This window comes from Streptomyces sp. NBC_00523, assembly GCF_036346615.1.
In the GTDB taxonomy this organism is placed as follows: domain Bacteria; phylum Actinomycetota; class Actinomycetes; order Streptomycetales; family Streptomycetaceae; genus Streptomyces.
The window spans coordinates 1445789-1458481 of the sequence record NZ_CP107836.1 but is presented as its reverse complement, the minus strand read 5'-3'; the positions used below and the strand labels follow the sequence as shown (position 1 = coordinate 1458481).

General features: G+C 73.5%; 11 protein-coding genes. 6 read left to right on the top strand and 5 right to left on the bottom strand.

Annotation, left to right across the window (positions count from 1 at the left end; all coding sequences use genetic code 11):
- Complete coding sequence (locus OHS17_RS06515) at nt 1–510, bottom strand: gluconokinase (protein ID WP_073968014.1); 510 nt, start codon at nt 508–510, stop codon at nt 1–3.
- Between the two features lie 142 nt (nt 511–652).
- Here OHS17_RS06515 and OHS17_RS06510 point away from each other — a divergent pair, with 142 nt between their 5' ends.
- The 3 genes from OHS17_RS06510 (at nt 653) to OHS17_RS06500 (ending at nt 3174) form a co-directional block, all read left to right on the top strand.
- A complete protein-coding gene (locus OHS17_RS06510) occupies nt 653–1354 on the top strand; it encodes a FadR/GntR family transcriptional regulator (protein ID WP_330311401.1) in 702 nt (233 codons plus the stop codon).
- A gap of 105 nt (nt 1355–1459) precedes the next feature.
- Nucleotides 1460–2545 carry an S-(hydroxymethyl)mycothiol dehydrogenase gene (locus tag OHS17_RS06505; protein WP_330311400.1) on the top strand — a complete coding sequence of 362 codons (1086 nt, stop codon included), beginning with the start codon at nt 1460–1462 and terminating at the stop codon, nt 2543–2545.
- Nucleotides 2545–3174: an MBL fold metallo-hydrolase gene (locus tag OHS17_RS06500; protein WP_330311399.1), complete on the top strand. Its 630-nt coding sequence runs from the start codon at nt 2545–2547 to the stop codon at nt 3172–3174. Before OHS17_RS06505 ends, OHS17_RS06500 begins: the two co-directional genes overlap by 1 nt.
- Nucleotides 3175–3178: 4 nt before the next feature.
- Here OHS17_RS06500 and OHS17_RS06495 read toward each other — a convergent pair whose 3' ends face one another.
- On the bottom strand, nt 3179–4114 hold the full coding sequence (locus OHS17_RS06495; protein WP_330311398.1) for a pseudouridine synthase: 936 nt from the start codon (nt 4112–4114) through the stop codon (nt 3179–3181).
- A gap of 145 nt (nt 4115–4259) precedes the next feature.
- Between OHS17_RS06495 and OHS17_RS06490 the strand changes: the two genes are divergently transcribed.
- The gene (locus tag OHS17_RS06490) at nt 4260–4847 is read left to right on the top strand and encodes a flavoprotein (protein WP_330311397.1); all 588 of its coding nucleotides are present in this window, start codon (nt 4260–4262) and stop codon (nt 4845–4847) included.
- Nucleotides 4844–5278, top strand: coding sequence for an NUDIX hydrolase (locus tag OHS17_RS06485; protein WP_330311396.1), 435 nt, complete (start codon nt 4844–4846; stop codon nt 5276–5278). Before OHS17_RS06490 ends, OHS17_RS06485 begins: the two co-directional genes overlap by 4 nt.
- A 27-nt stretch (nt 5279–5305) precedes the next feature.
- Here the strand turns inward: OHS17_RS06485 and OHS17_RS06480 are convergent, their stop codons facing one another.
- The 3 genes from OHS17_RS06480 to OHS17_RS06470 form a co-directional block, all read right to left on the bottom strand.
- Complete coding sequence (locus OHS17_RS06480) at nt 5306–6460, bottom strand: hypothetical protein (RefSeq protein ID WP_330311395.1); 1155 nt, start codon at nt 6458–6460, stop codon at nt 5306–5308.
- A 29-nt stretch (nt 6461–6489) separates the two neighbouring features.
- Nucleotides 6490–7554 carry a hypothetical protein gene (locus tag OHS17_RS06475; protein WP_330311394.1) on the bottom strand — a complete coding sequence of 355 codons (1065 nt, stop codon included), beginning with the start codon at nt 7552–7554 and terminating at the stop codon, nt 6490–6492.
- Nucleotides 7555–7703: 149 nt separating this feature from the next.
- Nucleotides 7704–10589, bottom strand: coding sequence for a glycoside hydrolase family 2 TIM barrel-domain containing protein (locus tag OHS17_RS06470; RefSeq protein ID WP_330311393.1), 2886 nt, complete (start codon nt 10587–10589; stop codon nt 7704–7706).
- 262 nt (nt 10590–10851) lie between these two features.
- Between OHS17_RS06470 and OHS17_RS06465 the strand changes: the two genes are divergently transcribed.
- Nucleotides 10852–12675, top strand: coding sequence for a hypothetical protein (locus OHS17_RS06465; RefSeq protein ID WP_330311392.1), 1824 nt, complete (start codon nt 10852–10854; stop codon nt 12673–12675).
- Nucleotides 12676–12693: the final 18 nt, after the last annotated feature.

Here is a 12693-nt window from a genome sequence, read left to right as displayed (position 1 = left end):
TTAGCTGTCGAGCCGCCGCAACGCGGCGACGGCTCGCTGGGTGATTTCTTCGGGGGTGCCGGAGACGTCCACGGAGACGCCGGCCTCGTCGTCCTCCAGCGGCTGGAGGGTGGCGAACTGGGAGTCGAGGAGCGCGGTCGGCATGAAGTGGCCCTTGCGGCCCGCCATCCGCTCCTCGATCAGGGACCGGTCACCGGTCAGGTGGAGGAAGACCGCGCCCGGGGCCTCGGCGCGCAGCCGGTCCCGGTAGGCGCGCTTGAGCGCGGAGCTGCTGACGACCCCGCCGAGCCCCGCCCGGCCGTGCGCCCACTGCCCGATCGCGTCGAGCCAGGGCCACCGGTCCGCGTCGTCCAGCGGGGTGCCGGCCGACATCTTGGCGATGTTCGCCGGGGGATGGAAGTCGTCGCCCTCGGCGTACGGAACGCCCAGTGCGTCGGCGAGCAGGGGGCCGATCGTGGTCTTGCCGGTCCCTGCCACGCCCATCACCACGACGACGTGGGGGGTGCTCATAGCGGTGCCTCGCTGTCTCTGCGATGTCTTCCTCGACATCGGTCCGTCGCGCCACTGAAACCTATACGTACGACTTATTCAAGAGGGTGTGACATAAACGTCGTACTTAATGCCGCCGAGGGCGGCCCCGTACCCTGGATCCATGACCACACCTGCCCAGGGGCTCCACACGCATGTCCTGGACACCCTGGGCCTGGAGATCGCCGCCGGGGAGCACCCGCCCGGCCAGGTGCTGCGCACCGACGAGCTGGCCCAGCGCTTCGACGTCTCGCGCACGGTGGTCCGCGAGGTGATCCGGGTCCTGGAGTCCATGCACCTGGTCGAGTCCCGCCGCCGCGTCGGCGTGACCGTACGGCCCACCGAGGCGTGGAACGTGTACGACCCCCAGGTCATCCGGTGGCGGCTGGCAGGCGCGGACCGCCCCCGCCAGCTGCGCTCCCTCACCGTCCTGCGGTCAGCGATCGAGCCGGTCGCCGCCTCGCTCGCCGCCCGCCACGCCACCCCGGAGCAGTGTGCCGAGCTGACCCAGCGCGCCCTCGGCATGGTCGCCACCTCGCGCGGCCAGCAGCTGGAGGGCTACCTCGAACACGACATCGCCTTCCACCGCATCGTCCTCAACGCCTCCGGCAACGAGATGTTCGCGCGCCTGGGCGACGTGGTCGCCGAGGTCCTGGCGGGCCGCACGCACCACCAGGTGATGTTCGAGGACCCCGATCCGGCGGCGGTCACCCTCCACGTACGCCTCGCCGAGGCCGTACGCGCGGGCGACGCCGACGAGGCCGAGCGGCTGACGAAGGAGATCGCTGTCGGCGCCCTGCACGAGCTGGACGTCCTCGCGCCCTGAGTCCGGCGGACACCCCGCACGGCGTACCGTGGCCCGTGATCGATCCCGGCCGAAAACCGGGAGCACCGGTCTCAGTGAAGAGTCGGGAAAAGGGAGTCCACGGGAATGCCGCAGCACGTACAAGGGGTCATCGCGCCGGGGAAGAACGAACCGGTCCGCGTCGAGACGATCGTCATTCCGGACCCCGGCCCCGGTGAGGCCGTGGTCAAGATCCAGGCGTGCGGCGTCTGCCACACCGACCTGCACTACAAGCAGGGCGGCATCAACGACGAGTTCCCCTTCCTCCTCGGCCACGAGGCCGCGGGCGTCGTGGAGTCCGTCGGCGAGGGCGTCACGGACGTCGCCCCGGGCGACTTCGTGATCCTCAACTGGCGTGCGGTGTGCGGCCAGTGCCGCGCCTGTCTGCGCGGGCGCCCCTGGTACTGCTTCGACACGCACAACGCGAAGCAGAAGATGACCCTCCTCGACGGCACCGAGCTCTCGCCCGCCCTGGGCATCGGCGCCTTCGCCGAGAAGACCCTCGTCGCCTCCGGCCAGTGCACCAAGGTGGACCCGGAGGTCGCCCCCGAGGTGGCCGGGCTCCTCGGCTGCGGTGTCATGGCAGGCATCGGCGCCGCCATCAACACCGGCCAGGTCGGCCGCGGCGACTCGGTGGCCGTCATCGGCTGCGGTGGTGTCGGTGACGCCGCGATCGCGGGCGCCCGGCTGGCCGGCGCGGCGAAGATCATTGCCGTCGACATCGACGACCGCAAGCTGGAGACGGCGAAGTCGATGGGTGCCACGCACACCGTCAACTCCCGCTCCACCGACCCCGTCGAGGCCATCCGCGAGCTGACCGGCGGCAACGGCGCCGACGTCGTCATCGAGGCCGTCGGCCGCCCGGAGACGTACAAGCAGGCGTTCTACGCCCGCGACCTCGCCGGCACCGTCGTCCTCGTCGGCGTCCCCACGCCCGAGATGCAGCTCGAACTCCCGCTGCTCGACGTCTTCGGCCGCGGCGGCTCGCTCAAGTCCTCCTGGTACGGGGACTGCCTGCCGTCCCGCGACTTCCCGATGCTGATCGACCTCCACCAGCAGGGCCGCCTGGACCTCGCCGCGTTCGTCACGGAGACCATCGGCCTCGGCGACATCGAGCAGGCGTTCGGCCGGATGCACGACGGCGACGTGCTGCGCTCGGTGGTGGTGTTCTGATGACCGCCCGCATCGACCACCTCGTCACCTCCGGCACCTTCGCCCTCGACGGCGGCGAGTGGGACGTCGACAACAACGTCTGGATCGTCGGCGACGACTCCGAGGCCGTCGTCATCGACGCCGCGCACGACGCCGCCGCCATCGAGGACGCCCTCGGCGGCCGCACGCTGCGCGCCATCATCTGCACCCACGCGCACAACGACCACATCGACGCCGCCCCGGCCCTCGCCGACGCCACCGGCGCACCGGTCCTGCTCCACCCGGACGACCTGCCGCTGTGGAAGCAGACCCACCCGGACCGGGCCCCCGACGGCGAACTGACCGACGGCCAGGAGATCACCGTCGCCGGGACCACGCTGACCGTCCTGCACACCCCGGGCCACGCCCCCGGCGCGGTCTGCCTGTACGCCCCCGGGCTGGCCACGGTCTTCACCGGTGACACGCTCTTCCAGGGCGGCCCCGGCGCCACCGGCCGGTCCTTCTCGTCGTTCCCGGTGATCGTGGACTCCATCCGGGACCGGCTGCTCACCCTGGACCCGGCGACCGAGGTACGCACCGGCCACGGCGACTCCACCACCATCGGCGCGGAGGCCCCGCACCTGGACGAGTGGATCGCGAGGGGCCACTGAGGCTCTACTGATCCGGCCACGCGGAGAGCCGCAGCCCGCTCTCGAAGCGGCGCGGCTCTCCCGTGACCGGGTCGGTGAACTCCAGCACCCTGGCGAGCAGTTGCAGGGGGTGCGAGAAGTCACCGGGCGCCGCGTCCGGCTCGGTCACCGGGTACACCGGATCGCCGACCAGCGGCAGGCCCAGGCTGTTCATGTGCACCCGCAGCTGGTGCGTGCGCCCGGTCGCGGGCAGCAGCCGGTACCGGCCGAGCCCGCCCCGGTGTTCCAGCAGCTCGATCCGGCTCTCGCTGTTCGGCTCGCCCGGCTCCTCGCGCGCGGCGAGCACCCCGCGCTCCTTCACGATGCGGCTGCGCACCGTACGCGGCAGGCCGAGCCCGGGATCGTACGGGGCCACCGCCTCGTACTCCTTGCGCACCAGCCGGTCCCGGAACAGCGTCTGGTACGCCCCGCGCTCCCCGGGCCGCACCACGAACAGCACCAGCCCCGCCGTCAGCCGGTCCAGCCGGTGCGCGGGCTGGAGCTGCGGCAGATCCAGCTCGCGGCGCAGCCGGGCCACCGCCGTCTCCGTGATGTGCCGGCCCCGCGGCATCGTCGCCAGGAAGTGCGGCTTGTCCGCGACGACCAGATGCGCGTCGCGGTACACCACACCCACCGGGAACGGCACGGGCACCTCCGGTGCGAAGTCGCGGTGGAACCAGAGGTAGAGCCCCGTCGCGTAAGGCTCGTCGCCGGTGACCGGGCCCTCCGCCGAGACGAACCGCCCGTCCGCGAGGAGCGCCACCACCCGGTCCGCACCGATGGCCCCGGCGAACCGGTCGAGGAGATGATCCCCGACCGTCGCCCACCGTCCGTCCGGGTCGGCCGGAAGCCGCACCCGGACCGGGTCGACACCGTCACGCTGGGGAAGCGGCGCCGACGGCGGCTTCGCCCGCCCCCTCACCGGGGACCCCGGCCCGGCACCGAAAAGCTGATGGTTCTCATGGTGCCGGGCATCCTTTCACGGAGGCCGGGGCCCTGGCCGCCCGCGACCGACGACGTACGCTGCCCGCACCCCACCGCCCGAGCCGACGACTGGGAGCCCAAGCGTGACGAGACCGCCCTTCCTGTACGTCGTGGTCTGCGCCGCAGGCATCGCGGGCGACGCCCACAAGCTGATCACCGCCGCACAGGACAAGGGCTGGGGCGTCGGGGTCGTAGCCACACCCCAAGGGCTCGGCTTCCTGGACACGGAAGCGGTCGAGGCCCAGACCGGCTACCCGATCCGCTCGGCCTGGCGCAGTACCGGCGGCCCGCGTCCGCTGCCACCGGCCGACGCGATCGCCGTCGCGCCCGCCACCTTCAACACGATCAACAAATGGACGGCCGGCATCGCCGACACCCTGGCCCACGGCATCCTGTGCGAGGCATACGGGCTGGGCATCCCGACCGCCGTCCTCCCGTACGTGAACACGGCCATGGCCGCCCACCCGGCGTACGGTCGGAGCCTGGACCAGCTCCGGGAGATGGGCGTTCTCATCGGGTCGTACGAGCCCCACCGGCCGAAAACGGGCGGCGGGGCGGACCGCTTCCGGTGGGAGGAGGCGCTGGAGCTGTTGGAGGACAAGGTGAACGATCCTCCCGGAGGGTGGTCGCCCTTCCGGCCGGCCGGAGCGCAAGGAGACGAACCGAAATGATCGAACGAGTCCGTGCCGTCCTCGTCACCCCCGACCACACGATGCTGGTCATCCGCCGCACCAGGCCTGGGCGCCCCGTGTACTGGGTCCTGCCCGGTGGTGGCGTCGAGCCCACCGATGAGTCTCGCGAGGCCGCCCTCCACCGGGAGATCCACGAGGAGATCGCGGGGAAGGCCGACATCGTCCGCCTGCTCCACACGATGGAGTCCGACGACGAGCGTCAGCTCTTCTACCTCGCCCGCATCGCGACCTGGTCCTTCGACGACCGCACCGGTCCCGAGTTCAGCGCCGAGGGCCGCGGTGAGTACGCGCTGGAGGAGATCCCGCTGACCCTGGAGGGCCTCGACGGCATCGACCTCAAGCCCGAGGACATCGTCCACGTTCTACGAGGAGTCATCAGGGCCGACTCCGAGGTGAGTCGGCCCCGATGACGTCGCTACGTGTTGCCGGCTCGGCGTTCAGGACGTCGGGAACGTGAGCTTCTGCGGGCCGCAGCCGATTCGGTCGGCCTCCGCTGCCGCGTAGGCCGGGAGCAGGTCGCGGGTGAACGTGAAGTGGCTGCCGGGGCCCGCCGGGCGTAGTTGCTCCAGTACGAACATCACCTGGCCCGTCTGGCAGACCGCCCGGAACACCGCGCGGTTCCCGCCCACCTTCCCGTAACCCCGGGTCCCCTGGACGGATGCGCCGGAGTGCAGGGCGGCCGAGCCGTAGATCTCGGCCAGCACCGGGTCGGTCACCGTGGTCAGCCGGACGGTCTTCTGGTCCACGCCGGTCCCCGCCTCGCAGATCTGGGCCGGGCCGCCCTCGCCGCTGACGCGGGTCTCCCGCAGGTCCTTCCGGTACGCCGCCGGCAGGTTGAGGCCCTTGATCCCGCAGAACCCGGACATCCGGGTGGTGTCCCACCGGACGGGCGGGTGCAGATCGCGTGGTTCGCGGTACGTGCCGGAGCAGCCGAAGTCCTCGATGACGCCGTTGGCCGCGTCGATCAGAGCCCCGGTCAGGGCCGCGCGGTCCCGCAGGGTGTACTCGGAGGACACCTCGAAGTCCGCCCGGCCCATGCCGATGTCCACCACCGTGGGCCCGGTGAATTCGTCGCGCCCGGTGCACGCCTGCGGCAGCGCGATCCAGGCGCGCGAGGACGAGGTCATGCCGGGCAGGCCCTCGCCGAGCGGCACCATGCCCGAGGACAGGAACTCGCTCGGCCAGTCCTGGGAGTCGGTGCCCCGCAGCCCGTCCAGCCGGCGCACGTTCACCGTCACCTGGCGGCGGGCCCGGTCGCCCTCGTAGCTCGTGATGCGGCACTGCCCGTACGCACCGTCGTCGCCCATCGGGTCGTTGTGCAGCGACTGCTCCTCGACCTCGGTCCGGCGGTCCCCGAACAGGGAGTCCATCGCACCGGAACCCAGCGAGTCCCAGCACGGGGAGGGGCTGAGCAGCGGAAGCGTGTCCGTGCGCCAGGCGACCGTGCCCGCGCCCAGCAGGACCCCGGCCAGCGCGGCGGCGGCCGCGGCGCGCACGGTACGGCTGCGCAGCAGACGGCGGACGAGCGGGGGCCGGGGGGCCTCGGGGGTCTCGGGGACCGCCGGTCCGGCCGCGGCTTCCGTGTCCGTCACCGGGTTCTCCTCAACGGGGTTCTGCTCGCTCACGCGTCCTCACCGCTTCCGCATCCGATGCGCGTCCCCACGGACTCCACGAACCGCTCGAACACCCGCTGGTCGGAGGGGCGGCCCCGGTTCTGGAGACCGGTCTCCACATGCCCGTAGAACACGGTCTTCCGCCCGTCGCAGCTGCGGCGTACCAGCCCCTGCTTCGCACCCTCCGGCAGGCCCTCGAACAGGTCCGCCAGACGGCTTCCGTTCGCCATCACGTACTGCGCGGACGGCTCGTCGGGCATCCGCGCGGTCTTCCACACCACCGAGCAGGTCTGCAGCCGGTCGGTGACCGCGCCCACCTGCTGTTCGTAACGGGAGCCGTCGCCGTAGTCGAAGGTCATCCCCGGTATCCGGCAGAGCGGGGAGGAGGCGGACTCCTCGTCCTCGGCCACCGTCACCATCGGGGAGCTGCTGCGCAGAGGGTGTGCGGGTGCACATCCGGACTTGTCCATCGCGGTGCCGGCGGCGTCCAGCAGCATCCGCAGGACGTCCGCACGGGTGCCGATCGTGAACGGCATGGCGACCTTGCCGAGATGGCCGTCGCCCGTGCTCGCGCCGCGGATCGTCACCACGGTCGGCCCGCCGTCCCGGTCGCAGGCCGACGGCAGCACCAGCATGCCCCGGTCCCCGGCGACCAGCCCGTCGAGCCCGTCCGGCAGCGGCGAGGCCGAGCCGTGGAAGTTCCGGGCCAGCCAGTCCCGGTGCTCCTTCACCTCCGCGGGTACGGGACCGAACTCCAGGGTCACCGAATCCTTGAAGGTCAGCGGCTCGTCGGAGTCGTCGTCCTCGACCTCGGAGGCGACGGTCACCGTGCACGTGCCGTGCGGGCCGTCCGCCGAGGACGTGGCGGACTCGGTGGCGCGGCGCTCGGAGCCGGACTTCAGCAGCGCCTTGTCGCCCAGGAAGGACGGCCCGCTGTTCTGCTCCCACGCGCCCCAGCAGTAACTGTCCCGGAACGGCCCGCTGTCCGTCGCCCACAGCGTGGTGCCCGTCGCCAGCACCGCCCCGGCCACCACCGCGGCGATGACCGAGGCCCGTCGCCTCCCGATGCCCATCACATTCCCCCTTGTGAAGCAGTAAAGATCGCGCAAAGTGCCGATGCTACGACGTCACCGCTCGCCCCGGGGAAGGGGGGCACGGGCCCAACTCGGCACAGAACGGACCCGGTTGCCGATTCCGTACGGCACCGGGCCCGCCCGGAGCCTCAGCCGAGCGCCGAGAACACGAAGGAGAACTCCGCCGGTGCCGCGTCCAGCCGGTACGCGGGCGGCACGCCCGGCCCGCACGACCCCGAACCGATGCCTTGCACCGCGTGGTCCAGGCCCACCTGGACCCGGTCCCCGGCCACCAGATCCGTCAGGTGCTCCGCCGCGTCCAGCTCCTCGCCCGTCCAGCGCCGCGCCGTGAACGAGAACGGCACCCCGCCCTCCGCGCGCAGCCCGCCGCCCGCCCCGGCCAGCTCCACCCAGCGCACCCCGGCCCGCGCCCCGTTCTCCTGCGGCCGGACGTACGGGGTCTGGAGCTCGTCCACGCCCCTGGCCCACTGCCCCAGCATCGCGGCCGCGCGGGTGTCCGGATACGCCTCGCCCGGACCGCCGCCGAACCACCGCACCGCGTCGTACGCGGAGGGCAGCGCGAACCGCACGCCGAGCCGGGGCAGCGGCACCCGCCAGTCGCCCTCCGGCGCCACCGACACCGTCAGCCCGAGCCGGTCCCCGGCGGCCGTCCACCGGTACACGGTCCGCAGCCCCAGGTCCCGGCCCGCCGGAGCCACCCGGGTGCGCACGGTCAGCGCGTCCGCGCCCGCCTCCACCGCGTCCAGGCGGTGGCGCATCCGGTGCAGCCCCTGCTCCCGCCACCGCAGCCCGTACCGCTCGTCCGGCTGCCACGCGGCCCCGTTGTCGTTGTCGGTGGGCGCCCGCCACACATCGAGGCGCAGCCCCTCCACCGGGACGTCCCCGACGCGCAGGAGCGCCCCGGTCGCCGCGTCGAAGGTGCCGGGGCCGAGCGAGACCGTCGAGCCGGAGAGGCGCGGGCGCCCCCCGGTGGCCGGGGGAGGGGCGGCCGGGGTGCCCGTCTCGCTCTGGCCCCAGGCGACCAGGTGGCCGCGCCCGGCCCAGTCCGTCGCCTCGGCGAGGACCGCCCGCAGCGTCCACAGCCCGTCGCCGGGCGGGGCGTCCGCCGTCACCTCGGCCGAGGCGCCCGGGGCGAGCGGGGGCACGGCGAGGGTGCCCGAGGCGACGAGGACGCCGTCCGCCTCGTGCGACCAGCGGAACTCCAGGTGGTCCAGGCCCGTGAAGTCGTAGCCGTTGGTGACCGTGAACGAACCGGGCGCGGTGCCCGGGGCGATGCGCACCGGCTCGACGACCTTCTTGTACTCGGCGAGGCCCGGGGACGGGGTGCGGTCCGGGAAGAGCAGCCCGTCGCACACGAAGTTCCCGTCGTGCAGCTCCTCCCCGAAGTCGCCCCCGTACGCGAAGCCCAGCTCCGGATGGGCGAGGCCGTGGTCGATCCACTCCCAGACGAAGCCGCCCTGGCAGCGCTCGTACCGCTCGAACAGCCGCTGGTACTCGCTCAGTCCGCCCGGTCCGTTGCCCATCGCGTGCGCGTACTCGCACAGCACGAACGGCATCGCGCGCCGCCGCGCGTCCAGCTCCGGGTCCTTCAGCGGCTCCTCGGCGCGCCGTCCGATGAGCTCCACCTCGGCGTGCGAGGCGTACATCCGCGAGTACAGGTCGACGTCCGCGCACGACGGGTCGCCCTCGTAGTGCAGCGGGCGGTCCGGGTCGCGCTCCCGCGTCCACCGGGCCATCGCGCCCAGACCGGCGCCCGTGCCGCACTCGTTGCCGAGCGACCAGACGATCACCGAGGGGTGGTTCTTGTCCCGCTCGACCATCCGGGCCGCCCGGTCGAGCAGCGCGGGCGTCCAGCGCGGATCGTCCACCGGGTTGTTCCGCCAGTCCACCTCCGCGAACCCGTGGGTCTCCAGGTCGCACTCGTCGATCACCCAGAGGCCCAGCTCGTCGCAGAGGTCCAGGAAGGCGGGGTGCGGCGGGTAGTGGCTGGTGCGTACGGCGTTGACGTTGTGCCGTTTCATCAGGACCAGATCGCGCCGCATGGTCTCCGCGTCGACCGTCCGGCCCGTCTCCGGGTGGAACTCGTGCCGGTTCACGCCCCGGAACAGCAGCCGCCGGCCGTTGACCCGGAGGACGCCGTCCTCCACCGCGACCGTACGGAAGCCGATGCGCAGCGGGACGCGCTCGCCGGGCGTCACCAGCTCTCCGTCGTACAGCCGGGGCGTCTCGGCGGTCCACGGCTCGACCGGCAGCGTCGTGGCCTCGCCCGTCGCGAGGTCCAGCCCGAGCCCGGGCACCAGGACCCGCCCCTCCGCACCCGCGCACTCCACCCGCAGGGTCCCCGAGCCGGTGCGGTGGTCGTAACCGGCGTGCACGAAGAAGTCGCCTGGCGCCCCCGCCGGGCGGTGCAGCAGCGTCACGTCCCGGAAGATCCCGGGCAGCCACCACTGGTCCTGGTCCTCCAGATAGCTTCCGGACGACCAGGCGTGCACCCGTACCGCGAGGACGTTGGCACCCGGCCGCAGCAGCTCGCCCACGGCGAACTCGTGCGGCAGTCGCGAACCCTTGAAGTCGCCCAGCTCCACCCCGTTCAGCCACACCCGGGCGGCCGACTCCACCCCGTCGAACCGCAGCACGCTCCCGCCACCGTCCGGCCAGTCGCCGGGCAGCTCGAAGACCCGCAGATGGTCGCCGGTCGGATTCTCCGACGGCACCCTCGGCGGATCGACCGGGAAGGGATAGACGACATTGGTGTACGCGGGTGCCCCGCCCGCCCCCTGGAGCACCCAGTGCCCCGGAACGGCGACCGCCGCCCAGCCCGAGGCGTCGAAATCCGGCCGTACGAACGAGGTGTCCTCGCCGTCCGCGCGCGGCGAGAGGCGGAACGCCCAGCGGCCGTTCAGCGACAGCCGCCGGGCGTCGGACTCCGCGTACCAGGCACGCGGCGGCAGACAGCCCGTGCCGGGGGACGGATTCTCGTACCAGGTGAGCGAGTCGGTGTCGGTGCGGCTCATGCGTCTCCTCGGTCGGCGGAACCTTCAGCGATGGTCGGCGGGACCTTCCGCGATCACGCTAATGAGCGAAGAACCGGTTCACCACGGGGCGTTCGGCGAGATGATCCGGTTCATCCTTCCGAACCCTGACGGGCGCGCCCGCCGTTGTGTCACCATGACGCCCCGGAGCCGAGCGCTTGTGGTCGGTGACCATGCGCGGAGGTGAGCGACGGGCTACGAGGGGAGCCGGGGTGTGGCGAGGGGAACCGGTGCGGTGTGTCCCGTGTGCGCGACACCGGACACGGGCGGCCGGGAGTGCGAAGGCTGCTCCTGGCGCATGTGGGACGACCCGGTCCTCGGCGCCCTGACCGACGAGGACACCGAGACCGCCCGGACCGCCCTGCACACCGCCCAGCACGCCTGGGACTTACGGGCCGCGACGCTCTCGCAGGGCGACGCGGAAGGCGTACGGCGGCTGGCGCCGCTGCTCAGGGCCGGACCCGCGGACGCCGCGCCGCCGCCCTTGCCCCGGGGCTCCTTACCGCCGCACGACTCCGCCCGCTGGCAGCAGATCCTCACCGACCTGGTCGCCGGACGCATTCCCGACGTGGTGTTCGCCGAATTCACACCCGACGGCCTGCACGTCATCCGGGCCGCGGCCGACCGCAGCGGCATACCCCGCCAGGCCGACGCCGGGAGCACCGACTGGGCCGCGCTGCTGCCGCTGCTGGACGGCGACGCCGCACCGCGCCGCTTCCGGCTCGCCGGGGGCATCGGCACCCAGGAGCCCCTGGACCGCGCGGAGTTCGACGCGGCCGTCACCGGGTGGCTGCGCGCCCACCCCGCGCTGACCCGGGCCCGCACGCTCGTGATCCTCGGCCGCCGCAGCGGCTGGGTCCTCCTCGACCGGGCCGCCGGACTGCTGCGGTCCGTGCACCGGGCGAGCGCCGAGATCGGCCCCGGGCCCGGCGAAGCCGCCACCACCACCGGCACCGCCGACGCCGTGCGCGCGGCGCTGCGGACGGCACCGCTGGCCGTCGACCACTCCCTGCTCCTCGCCCGCGTGGACCGCCGCACCGGCGAGGTGCACGCCCACACCCAGGTCCTCTTCCCGGCCGGCTCACGGCTGCGGCGCGGCGAGACCGCCACCGCCGAGATCACCGTCTACGGCGGACTCGCCTCCCGCGCCCCGGTGCTGCTGCCCGTCCTCGCCGGGACCCCGGGGGCCGACGGCAGCGGCGCGGTCACCCTCTCGGCGCGGCGGACCGACCTCGCCGCCTTCGCACCGCAGCGCCTCGCGTTCGTCCTGCACGGCCCGGGCGAGGTCACCCCGCACGAGGGCGCCCACGCCGAGGGCCGGGGCGAACTGCCCGACATCCCCGCCCTGGTGGGCAGCCTGCCCCGGCGCGTCATCCACCCGCCCGCCCTCGACGTGTTCCTCACCGTCGACATGAGCGGCGCCGACGCGGGCGAGACCGGCGAACGGCTCGGCTTCGTCCGGGACGTCATCGCCACCCTGGCCCGCCGGCACGGACCCGGTCTGCGCGTCGGCGTCGTCGGCCACTACGACCACGCGGTCCACGAGAACCGCTACGGCCCCCGCCCCGTGCTCCTGCTGCGCGTCCCGGCCGGGCCCGCCCGGGCCGCCCTCGCCGCGCTGACCGGCTGGCGGCCCGCGCGGCGCGAACAGGACACCGCCTCCTCGCTGGAGGACGCCCTGAAGGAAGTGGGCCGGCTCGTCCGGGCCCGGCCCCGCACCGCGCGCGCCCCGGACACCCAGCGTGTCCTGCTCGTCGTCGGCCGCCGCCCGCCCGGACTGCCCGAACAGCACGAGGTGGTGCCCGCCTGCCCCCTCGGCGCCGACTGGCGCGCCGAACTCGACGCCCTGCGCGCCCGGGACGTGCGCGTCCTCGCCCGCGCGGACCCGGACACCGGCCCGAAGGGCCCCGTACACCACTACACGGCGTCCGCGTGGGACGCGCTCGGAGCCGGGGGCTCCTTCCGCCCCGGCTCCGACACGGCCGACGACGTCGCCGACACCCTCGCCCCTCCCTGGCGGTGGGACGGCCTGCCCTGCCCGCTGGCCCTCGCGACCCCGCTGCTGTGACCGACCGCTCCGGTACGA